We start from the raw sequence: 18,411 nt of genomic DNA, 5'->3' as shown, positions 1-18,411 counted from the left end.
TTATCCTTTGAGTTGAGTTTCGAGACTGAGCGCCCCGTTGAACAAGGTTTGCTCCGCATACGGAGCGGCAATAAGCTGAAGGCCGACGGGCATGCCGTTCGAAGCGGTATCAACCGGCAACGACAGGGCGGGAAGTCCTGCGAGGTTGACCGAAATCGTATAAATATCGCTCAAATACATTTCGAGCGGATCGCTCAATGCACCGAATTCATACGCTGTACGCGGTGCAACCGGGGTAAGTATCAAATCGGCTTCTTCAAAAAGCTTATTATACTCTTGTTGGATCAACGACCGTACTTTTTGCGCTTTGACGTAATAGGCATCATAGTAGCCTGATGAAAGGACAAAATTTCCCAGCATGATACGGCGTTGTACTTCGCTTCCGAATCCTTGGGAACGCGTTTGGAGAAACGTATCTTTCAGGTTTTCCCCTTCCACGCGGTTACCGTAACGAATACCGTCGTAACGGGCAAGGTTCGTCGTTGCTTCCGCCGTTGCCGTGATGTAATACGCCGAAATGTCGTATTTCGGGTCCATCAATCTTTTTTCGACGATCGTATGGCCCCCATTTTTAAGCGCTTCGACCGCTTTAGCGTACGCTTTGCGTACATCAGGAGATGCGTCTTTGACATAATCGGGGACAATCGCAATCGTCAGTTTGACGCCGGCATCAAGCTTGTCACTGACTTTGCCGTCTTCGCGTTCGGCGCTTGTCGAATCTTTAGGATCATATCCTTGGATGATGTCGTACAGGATTGCCGCGTCTTCAACGTTCTGAGTCATCGGCCCGATCTGATCGAGTGAACTGGCGTATGCCCCAAGTCCGTAGCGGCTTACCCGTCCGTAAGTAGGTTTCATCCCCACGATACCGCAAAACGCCGCAGGCTGGCGGATCGATCCGCCGGTATCGCTTCCCAAAGCCGCAACCGCAATTCCTGCCGCAACTGCCGCAGCCGAACCGCCCGAGCTTCCGCCGGGAACGCAGTTATGGTTGAGAGGATTGAGCGTTTTCCCGTAACAGCTGCTCTCGGTCGTCGATCCCATCGCGAATTCATCCATATTGGTCCGTCCGAATGGGCTGAAGCCCGCATCCAGAAGTTTTTCAACGACAGTCGCATTGTAGGGGGCGATATAGCCTTTGAGGATATTCGAGCCGCTGGTGATCGACCATCCTTTGACCTGGATGTTGTCTTTGATCGCGATCGGAATCCCCTCTCCTATATTGAGAACGTCGATGTAAGCGTTGAGTTTGCTGTTCGCTTCTATCTTCGCTTTCAGTTCCTCTTTAAGCTTGGCGACCTCTTCCCTGGAGAGCTTTAACGCCTCTTTGAGTGTTATCATGCACCTTCCTTTGTTCGTTTTGCTTTTTTTACCCTATAAATACCTGCGCCGATAATCAGGAAGATAAAACCGACCGTTTCGAGGATAAAACCCATCGCTACCGGCTGCGTCACGTCGATCATTCAGCGACCATCCATCCGGAAACGACCGTTGCGCATCGCGGGCATACCATATCTTCACTCTCACTATGGTATTTCCAGCAGCGGGGACATTTGGCTTTTGTCGCCAGCGCGATGGAGTATTTTTCCCCGTCCAGTACAAACTCGCCGAGGATATCGTTCAATGAGCATCCGCACCATTTCGAGATCACCAAATACTCTTCGGCATCCGCTTTTTTGAGTGTTTTGGCTTTTGGATCATTAGTAGATACCACCAGCTCGAGGGTGTTTTTGATCACTTTTTCTTTTTTGAGAGTATCAACGATTTCGTTGAGCGCTTCGCGAACCGCTTTCATGTACTCTTCATTCCACGTACTTTCAACCGGATCGATCGACGTGTACACAAGATCGAAAATATCGGCGGCTCCGCCTTTGATGACCGAAGGAGCATGCTCGAAAATCTCATCGGCCGTATAGGTGAGGATCGGGGCGATCAACCCCAGCATAGAGCGGGCAATGATCGCCATCGCACTCTGGCTTGAGCGGCGCTCTGCGGAATTTGCGTCGTCGCAGTACATACGGTCTTTGGTGATGTCGATATAAATACCGCTGAGTTCATTGACGATGAAATAATTCAGTCCGCTCATCCCGTGAACGAAATTGTATTCGCCGAACAAACGGTGCGTTTCGTCGAATACCTCTTTGGCTTTCGCGACGATCCATTTATCGACCTCTCCCATTTCGCTGTAAGGAACAATCGCGTCGAGCCCGTCGAGGTTGGCGAGCATGATCCGAAACGTATTGCGCAGTTTGCGGTACTGTTCCGCCGTCTGCTTGAGGATGTTGTCGGAGATCTTCAAATCCCCCTGGTAATCGCTCATAGCGACCCACAAACGCAGAATCTCGCTCCCGTACTGCCCAAGGACCTTTTCGGGAGCGACGACGTTGCCTTTGGATTTGGACATCTTCTCGCCCTTTTCATCGACGGTGAATCCGTGGGTGAGAAGCGCTTTGTACGGAGCGATGTGTTCGACCGACGCACTTAGGAACAACGAGGATTGAAACCATCCGCGGTGCTGATCGCTTCCTTCGATGTAAAGGTCTGCCGGATAGGTTCCCGCATCGTAGTTGCGTGATTTGAGTACCGCATTCCACGTCGAACCGCTGTCGAACCAGACATCGAGGATGTCGGAAACTTTTTCAAGCTCTTCGGGCTTATACGGAGCGCCGGGATAGAGAAGCTCTTCGATACTCATCGAATACCACGCATCGGTGCTGTGCATCTCGAAAATCATCGCGATAAAATTGAGGACTTTCTCGTCCAGAATCACTTCCCCCGTTGCCTTGACGCGGAAAAATGCGATAGGGACCCCCCAGTCACGCTGACGGGAGATACACCAGTCGGGACGGTTTTCGACCATGGACCCCAGACGGTTGCGTCCGGATTCGGGATAAAACGCCGTTTTTGCCACTTCGTCTTTGGCAATTTCGCGAAGCGTTTTGGACTCGCCATCAGGAGTGCCGTCCACGCTGATAAACCACTGCTTCGTCGCACGGTAAATGAGCGGCGTATGCGAACGCCAGCAATGCGGGTAGGAGTGGCGGAATTTGGATACTTTGAGCGCTTTGTCGCCGAGCAGTTCGATGATCGGCTCGTTCGCTTTGAAGATGTGCATCCCGACAAATGTTTCGGCATCGGGAAGAAGCTTTTCACGAACGACGGTGGCGTCGTAGCACCCCGTTTCATCGACCGGCATTACCACTTCGAGGTTGTAGCGCAGCCCCACGCGGTAGTCGTCTTCCCCGTGTCCCGGTGCGGTGTGGACGCATCCCGAACCGTTGTCCATCAAGACGTGCTCGCCGAGGACCAGATGCGATCCGCGTCCGTTGAGCGGATTGATCGCATACAGATTTTCGAATTTTTTTGCTTCGATCTTCTGAACGACCGTTCCGGTGAAAACGCCCTCTTCCAGAAGCGCTTCGTAGCGTTTTTCGGCAACGATGTAACCATCGGAAGTGCGGACGTACATTTCATCCGGGTTGAGTGAAATACCGGTATTGGCCGGCAGCGTCCACGGTGTCGTCGTCCAAATGACGATCGCAGCGTTTCCTTCGATTCCAACGCGGACTTTGGCTTCATCGGAGAGTTCGAACGCAACATAGATCGAATAGTCCTCTTTGTCCTCGTACTCCACTTCGGCTTCGGCCAGTGCCGTACGCTCCGCCCAGCTCCAATAGACCGGTTTGGAACGCTCGATCAACAGCCCTTTTTTCGCCACCGCGCACAACGTACGGTAAATGTTGGCCTCAAATTTGTAATCCATCGTCAGATAAGGGTTGTCCCAATCGGCGACGACGCCGAGCTTTTTAAACTCTTCACGCTGAATATCGATAAATTCGCTCGCATGCTCACGGCAAAGACGGCGTACTTCAGCCGTACTGAGCTGCTCTTTTTTCTGTTTTCCGCCCAGTTTTTTCTCGACCTGCTGTTCGATCGGAAGCCCGTGGCAATCCCAGCCCGGAGTAAAACGAACCGATTTGCCGTTGAAATAGTTGTATTTGACGATAATGTCTTTGAGAATTTTGTTCAGTGCATGACCGATGTGCGTGTGACCGTTGGCATACGGAGGGCCGTCGTGGAGGGTAAACGTTTGTGCGCCCGTCCGAGCAGCTTTCATCCGGCCGTAAACGTCTTTGGCTATCCACGCCGCATAACGTGCAGGTTCATTCTGGACCAAATTTCCGCGCATCGGGAATTCGGTCTGAGGTAATAGGAGGGTATCTTTATAATCCATTCGGATCCCTTAATAATGAGCATATAAAAAGTGCTGCATTATAGCTTCAAGGGGATTAAATTTTGCTGTCGCTGTGCTATACTACCCCAATTTTATACAGGGTTGGACTATGAAACGCGACGTTATTTTTGTCGGAAACCGCCTCATTCTCAATGAAGCGTATGAGCGCTACATTCTCCGAAACATCAAAAGCAAGCTCGCTTCGATCGATTCGATCAGCTATTTCGACGAATCGGACAAAGACTTGTTTCTCCACCTTGACGGGCTGCTAAAACACGAATCGAAACTCATCATTATCACCACCAAAAGTACGTTTACGATTGTTGGAAAACTGCTCAGTACTGTCACGGCTGACAACCAGGTTCTCAAGGACAATATGCTGATTCCTTCCCGGGCAAACATCCTCGAAAACGGCAGCTATCTGCTGAACCATAACAGCTCTGAAATCAATGTTGTTCTGGCAACCGAAGGCAAAACGCTTCCGCCGATCCTGATCGATGACGAGTCGCGTCTCGCAACCATCCATCTCTTTAACGAAGAGCTTCTAAGCGCCCAAACGCTGCTCGAACCTTTGGCCCAAAACTTTGACGTACGGCTCGAATTCAGCCAGCTCGTCGAGGGGTGGATCAAAATACGGATTCATACCCGCCGGCACGGGAATCTTTCCCAGTTTATCGCCTCGGCCAAAGGGCTGATGCATCATAAAGTGATCAGCGCTTCCAACATTGCCGCCTTTATCATCGAGCGCCTCTCGCACCATAAGAAAAAACTCTCTTTTGCCGAAAGCTGCAGCGGCGGTTCTCTCGCCCATTTTTTCACGGCACACAGCGGCTCGTCGGCTATCTTCGACGGCTCGCTCATCACCTATTCGAACACGCTCAAAGCCAATTGGCTTGCGGTTGAGGACGAATCGCTTGAGGCGTTCGGAGCCGTAAGTGCCGAGGTTGTTTTAGAGATGTCCGAAGGGGCTATGAACGTCAGCTATGCCGATTTTGCCCTCGCCATCAGCGGAGTTGCCGGTCCCACCGGCGGGAGCGATGCCAAGCCGGTCGGTACCGTCTACATCAGTGCCCGGTCCAAAACGTCGGTTCATACCGAACGCTTCCATTTCGAAGGAGATCGCAACTACATTCAGGAACAAAGCGTTTTGATGGCCGTCAAAATGTTGCTCAACATTGATCGAGAATTGTTTTTTACCTAATCACTGATTTCTCCTTGACAAAACAGGACATTTCCCCTATAATTTCGCCCTCACAATCGCCGTTTTGGTTGGTTGCAGAGGTCTCGTTAGCTCAGCCGGTAGAGCATCTCACTTTTAATGAGGGGGTCGATGGTTCGAATCCATCACGGGACACCATGGTTGGTTCAGTGACCCTTTCGTCTAGTGGCCAAGGACACTATCACTTCATGGTAGGAACAGAGGTTCAAATCCTTTAGGGGTCGCCACTTGTTCGAGATATTTCGATTTTCGGGAGTTTAGCTCAGTTGGTAGAGCGCTACCCTTACAAGGTAGATGTCACAAGTTCGAGTCTTGTAATTCCCACCATATATTTGGCGCTGCAGCGGTAGTTCAGTTGGTTAGAATGCCTGCCTGTCACGCAGGAGGTCGCGGGTTCGAGTCCCGTCCGCTGCGCCATGTTATTTCGATTTATTATTAAAAAACTCTCGGGAGTTTAGCTCAGTTGGTAGAGCGCTACCCTTACAAGGTAGATGTCACAAGTTCGAGTCTTGTAATTCCCACCATTATTTGGCGCTGCAGCGGTAGTTCAGTTGGTTAGAATGCCTGCCTGTCACGCAGGAGGTCGCGGGTTCGAGTCCCGTCCGCTGCGCCATCTTTTCATCCCCTTTCTTTTATCTATGTTATCATTCTCCCATGAAGCTAAAACCCGTCCTTTTTATCACCTATGTTATTTTATGGTTATATCTCGCGATTGATCCGTGGTATCGGGAAGATTGGCTACTCGAAAATATCCTTGTCTTTGTCGCTCTCCCCGTTATCCTCTGGAGCGAACGCCGCTTCGGTTTTTCAAATCTAAGCGTTTGCATGCTGTTTGTTTTTTTTGTTTTGCACGCGATCGGCGCCCACTACACCTACAGCGAAATGCCGTGGTTTGAATCCCTGACCCGTTATTTCGGGTTTGAACGCAACCATTACGACCGGCTTACCCATTTTCTCTTCGGATTTTTGCTGTTAGTGCCGTTTGGCGAATTGTTTGCTTCTTTCGGTCACTCCAAAAAACAGGTGTTTGCTTTTACGCTGGTTTTCATGATTTCGGCATCGGGGGTATACGAAGTACTCGAATGGCTGGCTACTGAAGTGACCCATGCGGAACTGGGAACGGCCTTTTTGGGAACGCAGGGGGATCAATGGGATGCGCAAAAAGATATGTTTTTGTGCTATCTCGGAAGCCTTTCAGCCGCCCTTTTGTGGCATCGGCGGCTCTTGAAACAGCGCTAATATTTATAAGCAATGCTTCCTTTCGGATGCCTGAACCATCCCGGGTCCGAATAATCATTCCGGGGTTGGTCTTTACGCACTTTGACAACCGTAAACATTCCGCCCATTTCGATCGGCCCGAACGGTCCCTTCCCGCTCATCATCGGCAGCGTATTTTCCGGCAGCGCCATCCCCATTTCGGCCATATCCTGCATCTCCGACATCCCCGAACGCCCCATCGGCATGTACATGTACTCGGGCATGAGATCGCTGATCTTTTCGGTCAGGTCGTCTTGCTTCACCCCCAGCATGTTTGGGACATTATGCCCCATCGGCCCCATCGTGTGATGCGATTTGTGGCAGTGAAACGACCAATCTCCCTCTTCCGTAGCGGTAAACTCGATGGCCCGAATCGATCCGACGGGAATGTCGGACGTCACTTCGGGCCACCGGGCACTTTTGGGAACCCATCCGCCGTCGGTGCAGGTCACTTCGAATGTATGTCCGTGCATGTGGATCGGATGATTCGTCATCGTCAGATTTCCGACCCGTATCCGGACACGATCCCCTTTACGCACCACCATGGGGTCGATCCCCGGAAAAACGCGGGAATTGAACGTCCAAAGGTTAAACTCGGTCATCGTCGAAGGATTCGGGGTATACGTTCCGGGGGCTATGTCGTAACTGGAAAGCAAAAAACAAAAATCTCGATCGACGCGGTGAGCCGCAGGATTTTTGGGATGGATAATAAACATTCCCATCATCCCCATGGCCATCTGCACCATCTCGTCCGCATGGGGGTGGTACATGAACGATCCGCTTTGACGCAGGGTAAACTCATACACATACGTCTCGCCCGGTTTGATCTGAGGCTGCGTCAGTCCGCCGACCCCGTCCATTCCGTTGGGAAGAATCAGCCCATGCCAATGGATCGTCGTATGTTCAGGGAGCTTGTTCGTCACGATCAAACGAATGCGATCCCCTTCAACGGCTTCGATCGTCGGTCCCGGAGAGGTTCCGTTGTATCCCCAGCAATTGACCACCATCCCCGGAGCGAATTCCCGTACGACCGGTTCGGCAATCAGATGAAACTCTTTAACTCCCTTTTTTATCTCATACGGAAGGCTCCAGCCGTTAAGCGTCACGACGGGATTGTAATTTTTTCCTTTATTCGGCGTAATGATCGTAGCAGGAGAAAGCACTTGCTTGGGATTCTCAACCATGCTCAGCCGCCGCTTTGGCGAGCCGTGCGCAGCGTGATCGTGTTCGTTGCCTGCCAGTGCGGTTGATGCCAAAAAAGCGGAAGCCAGTCCTAAGAAATCGCGTCTATTTTGTTTCATTGCTTTCCTCCGATGCCGCACCGACCGTATACGCCAAATCGGCAGCGGCTATCTGATATTCCGCCATTGCTTCAAGCGAGGCTATTTTTGCTTCGCTCAAACGGCGCTGATCTTCGAGAAGTTCGTAAATCCCATCCAGCATTCCGTTGTAAAAGAGTCCGGTTTGCTCCAAAATGCCCTGATTGAGCCCGACAATCGTTTCACGGTATTCCCGAGCTATGTCGTAAGCATAGCGGAGTGCGGCATGGGAGCGGCGAACATCGCTGCGGACATTCACCGCCAATGCGTAAAGCTGATGATAGCGTTGATTGTATCTGGCCTGCGCCATTCCCACTCTTGCTTGCCCCATGTCGAAAATAGGCAAGGGGATTTTTACGCCCAATGTGTTCTTATGGGCTTCTCCGGTGCTTTTTTCACGCTCGTATTCCAAGGTCAAATTATCAAGCATCCGGGTGTTTTCGGTAATTCCTGCCTCTTTGGCGGCATATTCGAGCCGTTTTTTGGCAGCCGCGACATCCAAACGCTTTTCAATGGCGGTACGTTCCAACACTTCCGATGATGCCGGAGGTTCCGTGAGCGCCCATCCTTCTTTTCCAAAAGTATATCGGGTGGCCGAACCGTAGATTCCGATCATTTTATTGAGCTCTTCACGTGCCGAAGCGGCATTTTGATGCGCTTTTATCGCTTCCGTTCGTACATGGGCGTAGGCTTCCTGAATCTTCAGCCTATCTCGTTTGGAAAGATTGCCGGCAGCAAACTGACGTATAGCAAGTTGTGCCGAAGCTTCGTTGGATTTGAGTCGTTCGTCCTGTATAGCGGCAATCTCTTGAGCGATTCGGGCCTCAATAAAAGCTTTTTTTGTGTCCCGCACGGTTCGAAGTACCTCATCCCCGACACGCAGTTTCGCTTCCTCATAGGCGATTCCGCCCAGTTCGCGACGCAACGGAATCCACAGCAAATCAAGAAAGGCCAGTTCGACCGTCAGCGTTTTGGTCGTCATGCCGCCCCCTCGCCCGAGTGAGTAGCCTAAAATCGGGTTGCTCATCAATCCTGATTGCACCAGCTCCGCATGAGCGATCCCGATCTCTTCGTACGTTTGCTGTAACATTCGGTTATTGATCAGAGCGATCCGAACGGCATTCTCTTCGTTCAACGGCTGTGCAAGCAACGCATACACTCTTGTTTCGACTTCACGTGCCTGTTCGGGAGTTTTGATCCAGACCAAATCTTTTTTCACCGAATCATTCACCGCACGAAACGCATCTTCCTGACTCGTAACCGAACATCCGCTCAGTATCAGCAACATCCCTACCGAAAAAAACACTGCCGATTTCATCTATGATCTCCGTGTGCCGTAGGTTCGTCTTTTGCATCGCTGTAGCTGTGCATCGGCACCCCTCGCCCTCCGATCACACCGTTCTCCTGCTGCATACGAATCTCTTCTGCGGCATTGACGGGTTCACGGACAGGCTGATAAAGAGACTTTCCGCCCGGTGCTTCAACCGACTGAGGCGGAAGTGCTTTTTCCTTCGCATCACCGCCCCAGAGAGAACCTGCCAAAACTGCAATAAAGATCAGGCGTTTCATTTGGATATCTTGGTGATGATCTGTTTACCCTCTTTCTGGATAAACTCGAAACGAACGGTATCTCCCACTTCGAGCGGATGGGTCAAATCATGATCAATAACATCAAAAGCCATATTCATTGCAGGCCATTTGAGCTCAGGTATCGGATCGTGAAAAATTCGCAAAGACATATGATCTTCTGCAATCGATTTTATTTTACCCGTTGCTTTATACACTTGTTGGTTTGCTTCTGCCGGGTAAGCGCAGGTATTATCTTCATGAGGCTCACTTCCCATCGCTGAAACGGCCAATGGAAAAACAAGCAATGCGACAGCCATCAAAACAATTTTCATCAGAACTCCTTTTTAACAAGTCTAACAAAGCTTTGTGCGTTCTGTATGAATAAAATATTAACGGTATTAATATCAGCTCTCTTGCGTGTACACCTTTACGTAATCACTTTGATTGGTTTTGAACGACGCATCGGAAAGCTTTGCTACCTGATCTGCACTCAAGGCGAATCCTTCGCTTCCCGCATATACAGCGGCGGATTTGATTTTCAACCCTGTTTTCTCATACGCGGAATAGTCTTCCGACAACGTCTGAGATTCTGATTTTACCTGCTGCTGTTCTTTTTGCGACTCTTCCTCTTGTGCTTTAAGCATCGCCGGATCGGGCCGCCCTATCTGAACAGGCTGGCTGTGAGGGCTTTGGAAAAGGTATGAACTAATAACCATTGCTCCCTCCTCTTCTTGGATACAGTAAATTTACTCCCAAGAAACTCAAAAAATGATTAAGTTCCGAAACTATCTTTTAGCGTTTTTCAATCATTCGCCCCAGCGCCGCATACAGTTTTTCGAGGCGTTCCGCCGTCGCTTCGACGGTAAACTCCGCCCCTCGCTCCCCAAATATTTTAGCAATGCATCGGACGCTGTTTTGGGTCATTTCGTACTCAACGACCGAAATGTTTTTGTAGTCGCACTCAAATGTTTGAACGAACAGTTTTTCATACGGCTCAAGTTCGCCAACCGCTACCGCCGCGTTGGCCGAATCGGCATAAGCCCGAACCAAACCGCCGGGTCCCAGTTTCGTCCCGCCGAAATAGCGCACGGTAATGATCGCCGCATTGATCAGCTCATGCCCTTGCAAGACCGAAAGCGTCGGTTTCCCGGACGTCCCTTTGGGTTCGCCGTCATCCCCGGCGTATTCGACGATCTGGTCAAACTCATTCAACATTCGGTAGGCACTTACCCAGTGAACGGCCTTGGGGTGTTCTTCGCGCAAGCGTTTCATTTCGTTTTCGTACATCGCCATAGGCATCAGATGGGCGATAAATTTCGATCCTTTGATCTCGATCGTATCTGAATACATCGTATTTACCGTAACCATAAAACCCCTTCTTAATCGTGTAATTATATAATATCGCCATGAAACTCACCCCTCAAGCGTCGCTTTTATACTGGTACGAGCACAACGGCCGTCATGATCTGCCATGGCGGAATACCGACGATCCATACGCTATTTATCTGAGCGAAATTATGCTGCAGCAAACTCAAGTTAAAACCGTGCTGGAGCGGTTCTACTTCCCTTTTCTGGAGCGGTTTCCCACACTGCTGGACGTAGCGGATGCGGAGCTTGACGACGTATTGAAACGGTGGGAAGGGCTTGGGTACTACACGCGGGCCAGAAATCTCCACAATGCCGCACGTCAATGCGAAGGTATTCTACCAACAGATGCGCATGGCCTCATCCAACTCAGCGGAATCGGTCGTTCAACCGCCCACGCGATCGCGGCGTTTGCCTATCGCGAGAGCCTTCCGATTCTGGATGCGAACGTCAAACGGATACTCCACCGCTATTTCGCTCTTCCTAAACGAAACGAAAAAAAGCTGTGGGAATATGCCTATCTTCTCTTCGATCCCGTTCATCCGTTCGAATACAATCAAGCCATGATGGACTTAGGCGCTTTGGTCTGCGTAAGCAAAAATCCGTTGTGCGATACCTGTCCGTTGGAAACAACCTGCCAAGGCAAAACCTCCCCGCACGTTTTTCCCGAAGCGAAAATGAAAAAAGCCAAACCGGTACGCCGACGATCTATCGTCATCCATCAACGTAACGGCCGTTATGCCCTTATGCAGCGACAAAGCCGCTTTTTACATGGGCTATGGGGATTTTTTGAAACAGATGAAGCACTCGGCAACCGAAACTTTTTAGGCCATATCACCCAGCACTATTCCCATTTTACCCTCGAAGCGGATGTCTATTTATCAGGCGATGAAACGGAACCGGAGGGGTATGAGTGGTTTGGGCTTGACGAGTTTGCCGCACTTTCGATGAGCCGAGCCGATCAAAAAGCGGTAACGTTATTACGGTATAATCTGGAAAAAAAGGAGAGCGGGTGCGAGTCGTACTAAGAACAATCCGAAACCACTTTTTCAGCGCATTTCGCGAAATTTTCGTCTATCATCACACGTCGCTTGAATTCCGGGCCAAGATATATGCCCTTATGATCGCAAGCACCGACGAACCGATTCACCATTACCATTCGGCGCTTGAAGAGATCGCATCCGAGATTTACTCCGAATCGGATCGAGCCGCAACGCTTGTAATGACGGTCCAAGAGTACGTATCTACCGTACATGCCAAAAAAATGATCGATCATCAGTCCTTGTTGAACGATATTATCCAAGAACTGCGCCTGATGCCCCGCTACGCTCAGAAAATAGAATCCGAACATCTTCGAAAACTGCAATCATGCACGCAGGAAAAAGATTCTAAAATTTATCAGGACAGAATCATCGATTTCTTAAATCAAAAACGGCTCGATTTCGAAGAGATCAGACATTAAAGCGTGCCGGATCAAAAAAAGCGTCGTCGCTGATGTGGCCGAATGCCGAATTGATTGAGACGAACAGGTCGGGATATTTCTCTTCCATCTCATGCAGCATCGTCTTCATAGAGGCTCGTGCATGGGGCATCTTGACATCAAAGCGCATGGAAGGGCACGCTTCGTCCCCGATGGTAGGCATTTCGTTTTCCAATGCGCACGCCGCCAATTGACGTTCGCGCAGCTGGATCAGAGGGCGAATGACGATCAGACCGTTTCCTGCCTTGTACTTTGGGGCCAAAGAGCGAAGATGCCCGTTGTAAATCAGGTTCATGAAAAAACTCTCCGCCGCATCATCAAGATGGTGCCCCAAAGCCACTTTGTTGCATCCGAACTGCTGAGCCGCCGTATACAGCGCTCCCCGGCGCATTCGTGAGAAAAAGCTGCAAAACGACGAGTTTTGACGTATCTTCTCTCCCGCGATCTCATACGTATTGGTTGCATACACCTGATGGGGAATACCGTGTTCAGCACAGTGAGCCACAAGGGAGGAGAGGTCTTCGCCCATCCCGTACGTGACCGTAACGGCAAGGATCTCGAAACGGAAAGGGGCACGCCGCTGCTGTTCCATCAGGGCATGAACCATAGTGAGCGAATCTTTCCCTCCGCTCAACCCGACGAGGATTTTATCCCCTTCGTCGATCAGAGCGAACGCCGCATTGGTCCGTCCGATCTGACGCATGATTTTTTTACTGAGCTTGATCATCTGCGATCTCTTCGAGCATGGCCAGAATAAAACTGCTGCTTACCTGCGAAGAGTGCTTCAAAAACTCGTCAAAATCGAAAGTAGCGTCAGAATCAGCCGCATCGCTGATCGAACGCAATATGAAAAACGGAACGTTTAAGGCATCGCACACAACCGCAACAGCCGCTCCTTCCATCTCCAGCGCATCCGCATCAAACGTTTTTCCGATCCACTCTTTGCGCACCGGATCGGCGATAAACTGATCCCCGGTAGCGATGATCCCCCCTTTGAGAGGAATACCTTTTTCCTCCGCAACCTTTCTGGCGATATGGAGCAACTCGCGCGAAGGCTCGACATATACTTTCCCCTCCGGGACATAACCGTGAGGATGGCCGAAAGCCGTGATATCAAGATCGTGCTGACAAAGTTGTGTAGCGGCGATGAGATCACCAACCTTCAAAGAGGGGTTTACCGCACCGGCGACACCTGTAAACAGAAGCTTTTCGGCACCGAATTTTTCAATCATCGTCGCCGCCGTCAGCCCGGCATTGACCTTACCGATTTTGCTGTAACCCAAAACGATGTCTAGCCCCTTGTACTTGGCTTCGTGATACGTGTTGCCGCCGTAAAAAGTGTCGCTGTGTTTTTTAAAAAACTTCAAAAGCGGTTCATGCTCCGCCAATTCCAGAAACGGTTCAACTTCTTCGAGCATAGCGCCCATAATTGCGATTTTCATTCTCTTCCTTGTCGTGTTAAAAATTTTTTGCCAAATAACGTCCGAGTTTTTGCAGCTGATGGTTCAACGTGACCAAAGCGGTTTCAGACTCGAAAATCTTCAGCTTGTGCTCGATTGTCCCCATCGGAGTCACGACCCGGCTGCCGCCCCAAAAACCCAAACCGTCCTCAAATCCGACACGGTTTGCAAAGACGACGTAATTGTGCGTCAGCAAAGCGGCGGATTTGAGCAGCGCATCCCATTGCGATTCGATTGTGATCCCTTCATCTTCGAACCCGCGGGCGGGAGATGCGGCAAGAACGTATACAATCTCTGCATCCGTCCCTTCAATTGCCGCAATTGTTTCAGCCCTCCACAGATCTTCGCAAATGACCATAACGGCTTTTCCGAAAGGGGTTGAAAACGCGTTGATCGTTTCGCCTGCCGCGAAATAGCGCCCCTCTTCGAACATCCCGTATGTCGGGAGATGTTTTTTGTGATGAATATGAAGGAGCTTCCCTTGTGAGAAGTACAAAGCGCTGTTATACACTTTGCCGCCATCCCAAAGCGCTGCGCCGATGACAATGTCACAGTGCCGACTAGCCTGCACCAGAAGATCCAGTTCCTCTATCTGCCACGCATCTTCAAACAGCTTATCCTGAAGCAGATAGCCGCTGAGGAAAAGTTCGGGAAAAACCACGACATCGGCTTCGCGGTTTTGTTCAATCAACGCCACCGCCTCAGCGAGGTTTGAACGGTTAAGCTTTGGCGCGGACTGGATCAGAGCGACTTTCATGCGAGCGCTTCACAAACCTTCGCAAGTGTTTCCATGTCCGATACCCCGTACGTTTCGACATCCGGAGCGTTGCGTTTGTTCAGACCTTTGAGCACCGCACCGTTTCCAAATTCGATCATCGCATCGATTTCGCCTGCAATCGCTTCGATTGACTGCTTGTACTTGACCGGTTTGATCAGCTGCTCTTTCAGCAGTTCGACCGCTTCTTTTTTCGTAGCGTATTTGGCGGTGGTTACGTTGGAAATGACCGGTGCCGTGAACGAATCGTTTACCATTTTTTCCATGACATCCGCCAGCGGTTCCTGCGCAGATGAAAGAAGCGGACAGTGGCTTGCGATCGACATGTTCAACAATAATGCCCGTTTGGCTCCCGCTTCTTTAAAGACGCTTTCCATGGCTTGCAAATCGGCTTTTAAGCCCGCAACGACAAGCTGTCCGGCTTGATTGTAATTGGCCGGCCACACTTTTTTTCCCTCGCCCTGAGCTTTTGCACACAGTTCTTCGACTATTGCGTCATCCAGCCCCAAAATCGCCATCATCCCCGCTTCGATCGATTCGCACGCACTCTGCATCAACGCACCGCGTTTGTGGACCAATTCGACCGCATCGACGTAATCGATGGCACCTGCTGCGGCCAATGCGCTGAATTCACCCAAAGAGTGTCCCAAGAACATCACCGCGTCGGTCGGACGCGCTTCCTGAAAAAGACGGTAAGCGATCAAGGATACCAGCAATATGGCGGGTTGCGTATACGCGGTTTGATCAAGCTGATCGTTGGGTTCGAACATGAGCTTGGCGAAATCGACGCCGATCCGTTCTCCGGCTTTCTCAAACATCTCGCGCGCTAGCGGCGAGTTTTCGTAAAACGATTTTCCCATTCCAATGCTTTGGCTCCCCTGACCGGGAAATATCATCGCAATTTTTTTGGACATTAATGCTCCTTGGTTTCTAATTGATATTCTGAATGATCCGCAATTTTTTTACGCAGGGTATTACGGTTGAGCCCAAGCCGTTCGGCCAATTGCAGCTGTGATTTGAATCGCTTGATCCCCGCCCGGATCAGCGGAACTTCATACAAATGCAAAAAAGCTCGATAGTCGTTGTTGCTTCCGAGTTTTTCGGTCAGATAATGCTCCATTATCTCCATCAAGTCATTTTCGCCGATGCTGTCAAAGAGATAATGCAGATAGACCTGCCGACGCAGGGAAATAGCGTTCTCGCTCAGATCGGGAATAAATCCGTTCAAATCAAACGGTTCCGTCTTGCCAAGCGTATGCCGTGCTTCTTTGACAAAGACATCGATCAATACGTCAACGTCTTCGCTCCGCTCAGAAAGCGGCGGCAATGCCAGACGAATCGTAAAAATTTCATCCAGCTGATCTTGAGAATATCGAAAGCCCGCCGTAGCGACGACTCGGGTGCGTGTTTTTTGAAGCGCTTCGATCAACCGCTTGAGATTGGCAACGTTGTCCAGCCGGTAAATAATCACCTCGCTGTGTGACTCGATCGCATCGAGCAATTCATCGAAACGGCTCGCGTCAATAACCGGCGCATGCGGAAGTATGTAGCGGGCAAGGGTCAGTTTTCCTGTCCCCTTTTCCCCAAAAATGACGGCATTGACACCCAACCCCTTGAGCAGATTGGCCGTCTTGAACGCTTCGATTGAAGCGTTTGACGCCGTTAAAAAGTTAGTGACATCCACAGCCGTGGTTTCCGCCGCTTCCACAGCACCCGCTGCTCTCTACTTTGTTTTCAGCTGGAATACCGGTCATTGCCTCTTCCGCCGATGCGTCACGAACATTGTGGATCGTAACGGTAAACATCAGATCTTTCCCGGCAAGCGGGTGATTGAAATCGATAATGACAGAATCGTCTTGGATGTCTTTAACGACAACTTGCACCGTACCGCCGTCTTCGCCTTGGCCGTAAAGCGTCATACCGACATTAAGATCGATCCCGGCGAATTGTTCGCGCGGAAGTTCCTGCTGCGCTTCAGGATTGTAATCGCCGTATGCGTCTGCCGCTTTAACGAGAACGTCTCCTTTGTCACCGATATTCATGTGAGCGATTCCTGATTCAAGACCCGGAATGATTTGTCCTTTACCGAACATAAATACAAGCGGGTGCCCGCCTACATTGCTGTCTACTACCGTACCGCCGTCACGTACTTCGTACTCAAGCGATACGATTTGATTGGTTTCAATTGCCATAATATAGCCTTACTTTTAAGATTTTGCGATTTTAGCACATTTACCTATAGCAATGCTGAAAGTGAGCCGATAGCTATTTTAGCTTAGCTAACCGTTCTTGTGCTTCCTTGGCAGCCCCGCTGCCGCCGTATTTGGATACAGTCGCTTGGTAAAACGCTTTTGCCATTGCATTGTCACCCGTTTTTTCCATCGAAATCCCAGAGTGAAGGAGCAAAGTCGGCATGTAAAGCGCTTTTTCGTTACGGGAGGCACTTTCTTTATAACTTAAGACTGCCTCTTTGTATGCTTTACGTTCAAAATGGGTTTCTCCGAGCATATAATACGCTTCCGCCGTCTTATGCTTTTTTTGAATCATCTGTTCGAATAAAACCTGCGCTTCGGCATATTGTTTTTCACCGAATAAACGGGCGGCTTCTTTTTCGATCGCCGTGGCACTCATTTTTGTCGAGGCTTTCGGAGCCTCGGCTGCGGGAAGTTTGAGTTTAAGCTGTTTAATCAGTGAACCGAACTGTTCTTTCGTAACGTAATTGCTGTTAATCCCGTCCACAACAACCGAAAGTTCCTCGAGCAATGTTTTGAATTGCGCGATGTTTTGCGTATTGGCGTCAACTTGCTTCTTTAGCTCGCCGATGCTTTGCGTCGTGTTGTTTTCCGCAGAAGTATCACCGAGACGCTGCAGTATCTGCTTATGCTCGTTGGTGGTTTGTGCCAACCCTTCGATAATCGTCTGCAGCCCGTCCAGACGCTCGGTCACCGTCTCAACTTTAGCATTTTGCACGTTGTGCTTCTGCATGACTGTCTGAATCTCTTTTTTATTTTCAAGAATCAGTTTTTCTTCGTTGGTTAAGCCGTATGGATTGGGACTGTTCAGATTGCCTGCCCCGAAGACCGAAGGCTCCGATGCGGACAGGGCTAGAGAAAGTAGAGTTAAAAACGTAACGGATGTACGCATTTAGGGAAGTTTGAATTCAACACGACGATTTTTTTGCCAGCATTCAGGCGTTTTTTCCAGACAGACAGGATTGCCTTCTCCGAAACTGACCATCGTGATGGAATCAGGATTCATACCGTCGTTGACAAGAGCTGCTTTAACGGCATTGGCACGTTTAAGACCCAACGCATAGTTGTACTCGTCGCTCCCGAATTCGTCACAGTTACCTTCAAGTTTGACCGATTTGTCTTTCACTTGCGCACTGTTGTTTTTCATCGCCGTTTGCATGTCTTCACGGATATCGAATTTGTCGTAATCGAACAAAATGTTCACCAACCCGCCTTCAGAACCGTTTGTTCCGACTGCTGCAGAAGCCGTAGCGTCTGTCGCGCTTGCACTGGTAATCGGGGCGATAACCGCATTGGAATCTGTGCCTGTAGTACCCGCAGTACTTGAACTCGCGCCTGTTGCCGACGCCGAAGACGCCGTCGCATCAATTGCAGGCTCCTTGCTGCTACATCCACTCAAAACCAATAGTGCTACTGCGGCACTAATCAAAGCTGCATTTTTCATCATGCTATCACCTCTTTATTACAATATGGTGTTATGG

At 50.1% G+C, this 18,411-nt stretch carries 21 protein-coding genes and 6 tRNA genes; 10 read left to right on the top strand and 17 right to left on the bottom strand.

Annotated elements, in window-relative coordinates:
- From gatA to ileS, 3 genes are read right to left on the bottom strand one after another with little or no spacing between them, the layout of a single operon-like run.
- Complete coding sequence (gene gatA, locus JU82_RS04635; RefSeq protein WP_037947080.1) at positions 1-1,341, bottom strand: Asp-tRNA(Asn)/Glu-tRNA(Gln) amidotransferase subunit GatA; 1,341 nt, start codon at positions 1,339-1,341, stop codon at positions 1-3.
- Positions 1,338-1,463 carry a hypothetical protein gene (locus tag JU82_RS11740; protein WP_294892132.1) on the bottom strand — a complete coding sequence of 42 codons (126 nt, stop codon included), beginning with the start codon at positions 1,461-1,463 and terminating at the stop codon, positions 1,338-1,340. Before JU82_RS11740 ends, gatA begins: the two co-directional genes overlap by 4 nt.
- Positions 1,460-4,234, bottom strand: a complete 2,775-nt coding sequence (ileS, locus tag JU82_RS04630) for an isoleucine--tRNA ligase (protein WP_037947077.1) — start codon at positions 4,232-4,234, stop codon at positions 1,460-1,462. Before ileS ends, JU82_RS11740 begins: the two co-directional genes overlap by 4 nt.
- 109 nt (positions 4,235-4,343) lie before the next feature.
- On the opposite strand from ileS, the gene JU82_RS04625 reads away from it, so the two are divergent.
- The 8 genes from JU82_RS04625 to JU82_RS04590 all read left to right on the top strand — a co-directional run bounded on the left by JU82_RS04625 (position 4,344) and on the right by JU82_RS04590 (position 6,692).
- Positions 4,344-5,435, top strand: coding sequence for a CinA family protein (locus JU82_RS04625; RefSeq protein WP_037947074.1), 1,092 nt, complete (start codon positions 4,344-4,346; stop codon positions 5,433-5,435).
- 80 nt (positions 5,436-5,515) lie between these two features.
- Positions 5,516-5,591: transfer RNA gene (locus tag JU82_RS04620), tRNA-Lys, on the top strand.
- 13 nt (positions 5,592-5,604) lie between these two features.
- A tRNA-Glu gene (locus JU82_RS04615) sits at positions 5,605-5,680 on the top strand.
- Positions 5,681-5,704: 24 nt separating this feature from the next.
- Positions 5,705-5,780: transfer RNA gene (locus JU82_RS04610), tRNA-Val, on the top strand.
- A gap of 13 nt (positions 5,781-5,793) precedes the next feature.
- Positions 5,794-5,870, top strand: a tRNA-Asp gene (locus tag JU82_RS04605).
- Positions 5,871-5,901: 31 nt separating this feature from the next.
- Positions 5,902-5,977: transfer RNA gene (locus JU82_RS04600), tRNA-Val, on the top strand.
- A gap of 12 nt (positions 5,978-5,989) precedes the next feature.
- Positions 5,990-6,066 (top strand) — tRNA-Asp (locus JU82_RS04595).
- 41 nt (positions 6,067-6,107) lie between these two features.
- Positions 6,108-6,692 carry a DUF2238 domain-containing protein gene (locus tag JU82_RS04590; protein ID WP_037947156.1) on the top strand — a complete coding sequence of 195 codons (585 nt, stop codon included), beginning with the start codon at positions 6,108-6,110 and terminating at the stop codon, positions 6,690-6,692.
- Here the strand turns inward: JU82_RS04590 and JU82_RS04585 are convergent.
- From JU82_RS04585 to JU82_RS04560, 6 genes are all read right to left on the bottom strand, one after another.
- A complete protein-coding gene (locus tag JU82_RS04585) occupies positions 6,689-8,011 on the bottom strand; it encodes a copper oxidase (protein ID WP_037947071.1) in 1,323 nt (440 codons plus the stop codon). The two genes, JU82_RS04590 and JU82_RS04585, sit on opposite strands and share 4 nt — an antisense overlap.
- Positions 7,998-9,347 carry a TolC family protein gene (locus JU82_RS04580; protein ID WP_037947067.1) on the bottom strand — a complete coding sequence of 450 codons (1,350 nt, stop codon included), beginning with the start codon at positions 9,345-9,347 and terminating at the stop codon, positions 7,998-8,000. Before JU82_RS04580 ends, JU82_RS04585 begins: the two co-directional genes overlap by 14 nt.
- Positions 9,344-9,598 carry a hypothetical protein gene (locus JU82_RS04575; protein WP_037947064.1) on the bottom strand — a complete coding sequence of 85 codons (255 nt, stop codon included), beginning with the start codon at positions 9,596-9,598 and terminating at the stop codon, positions 9,344-9,346. Before JU82_RS04575 ends, JU82_RS04580 begins: the two co-directional genes overlap by 4 nt.
- A complete protein-coding gene (locus JU82_RS04570) occupies positions 9,595-9,930 on the bottom strand; it encodes a copper-binding protein (protein ID WP_294892131.1) in 336 nt (111 codons plus the stop codon). The genes JU82_RS04575 and JU82_RS04570 overlap by 4 nt, the downstream gene beginning before the upstream one ends.
- A gap of 72 nt (positions 9,931-10,002) precedes the next feature.
- Positions 10,003-10,314 carry a hypothetical protein gene (locus JU82_RS04565; RefSeq protein WP_037947061.1) on the bottom strand — a complete coding sequence of 104 codons (312 nt, stop codon included), beginning with the start codon at positions 10,312-10,314 and terminating at the stop codon, positions 10,003-10,005.
- Between the two features lie 76 nt (positions 10,315-10,390).
- Positions 10,391-10,966 (bottom strand): YigZ family protein, encoded by a 576-nt coding sequence (locus JU82_RS04560; RefSeq protein WP_037947058.1) that lies wholly within the window; start codon positions 10,964-10,966, stop codon positions 10,391-10,393.
- 38 nt (positions 10,967-11,004) lie between these two features.
- Between JU82_RS04560 and mutY the strand changes: the two genes are divergently transcribed.
- Positions 11,005-11,991, top strand: coding sequence for an A/G-specific adenine glycosylase (gene mutY / locus JU82_RS04555; RefSeq protein ID WP_037947055.1), 987 nt, complete (start codon positions 11,005-11,007; stop codon positions 11,989-11,991).
- Positions 11,976-12,425: a hypothetical protein gene (locus JU82_RS04550; RefSeq protein WP_294892130.1), complete on the top strand. Its 450-nt coding sequence runs from the start codon at positions 11,976-11,978 to the stop codon at positions 12,423-12,425. Before mutY ends, JU82_RS04550 begins: the two co-directional genes overlap by 16 nt.
- Here the strand turns inward: JU82_RS04550 and JU82_RS04545 are convergent.
- The 8 genes from JU82_RS04545 to JU82_RS04510 all read right to left on the bottom strand — a co-directional run bounded on the left by JU82_RS04545 (position 12,415) and on the right by JU82_RS04510 (position 18,377).
- Positions 12,415-13,170 carry an ATP-binding protein gene (locus JU82_RS04545; protein WP_037947051.1) on the bottom strand — a complete coding sequence of 252 codons (756 nt, stop codon included), beginning with the start codon at positions 13,168-13,170 and terminating at the stop codon, positions 12,415-12,417. The genes JU82_RS04550 and JU82_RS04545 overlap by 11 nt on opposite strands.
- Positions 13,154-13,885: a 5'-methylthioadenosine/adenosylhomocysteine nucleosidase gene (locus tag JU82_RS04540; RefSeq protein ID WP_037947049.1), complete on the bottom strand. Its 732-nt coding sequence runs from the start codon at positions 13,883-13,885 to the stop codon at positions 13,154-13,156. The genes JU82_RS04545 and JU82_RS04540 overlap by 17 nt, the downstream gene beginning before the upstream one ends.
- Before the next feature lie 16 nt (positions 13,886-13,901).
- On the bottom strand, positions 13,902-14,660 hold the full coding sequence (locus tag JU82_RS04535) for a nitrilase-related carbon-nitrogen hydrolase (RefSeq protein ID WP_037947041.1): 759 nt from the start codon (positions 14,658-14,660) through the stop codon (positions 13,902-13,904).
- Entirely contained in the window at positions 14,657-15,592 is a 936-nt protein-coding gene (fabD, locus tag JU82_RS04530; RefSeq protein WP_037947039.1) for an ACP S-malonyltransferase, read from the bottom strand. The genes JU82_RS04535 and fabD overlap by 4 nt, the downstream gene beginning before the upstream one ends.
- Positions 15,592-16,362, bottom strand: a complete 771-nt coding sequence (locus JU82_RS04525) for a helix-turn-helix domain-containing protein (RefSeq protein WP_037947037.1) — start codon at positions 16,360-16,362, stop codon at positions 15,592-15,594. The genes fabD and JU82_RS04525 overlap by 1 nt, the downstream gene beginning before the upstream one ends.
- Positions 16,349-16,870, bottom strand: coding sequence for a peptidylprolyl isomerase (locus JU82_RS04520; RefSeq protein WP_037947033.1), 522 nt, complete (start codon positions 16,868-16,870; stop codon positions 16,349-16,351). The genes JU82_RS04525 and JU82_RS04520 overlap by 14 nt, the downstream gene beginning before the upstream one ends.
- A 73-nt stretch (positions 16,871-16,943) precedes the next feature.
- Positions 16,944-17,822 (bottom strand): tetratricopeptide repeat protein, encoded by an 879-nt coding sequence (locus tag JU82_RS11735; protein ID WP_294892129.1) that lies wholly within the window; start codon positions 17,820-17,822, stop codon positions 16,944-16,946.
- Positions 17,823-18,377, bottom strand: coding sequence for an OmpA family protein (locus JU82_RS04510; protein WP_294892128.1), 555 nt, complete (start codon positions 18,375-18,377; stop codon positions 17,823-17,825). It abuts the gene before it with no gap.
- Between the last annotated feature and the right edge of the window lie 34 nt (positions 18,378-18,411).

The sequence above is a fragment of the Sulfuricurvum sp. MLSB genome (assembly GCF_000747095.1).
GTDB lineage: Bacteria > Campylobacterota > Campylobacteria > Campylobacterales > Sulfurimonadaceae > Sulfuricurvum.
The sequence above is the reverse complement of the archived record's forward strand: the minus strand, read 5'-3'. Positions and strand labels throughout refer to the sequence as shown.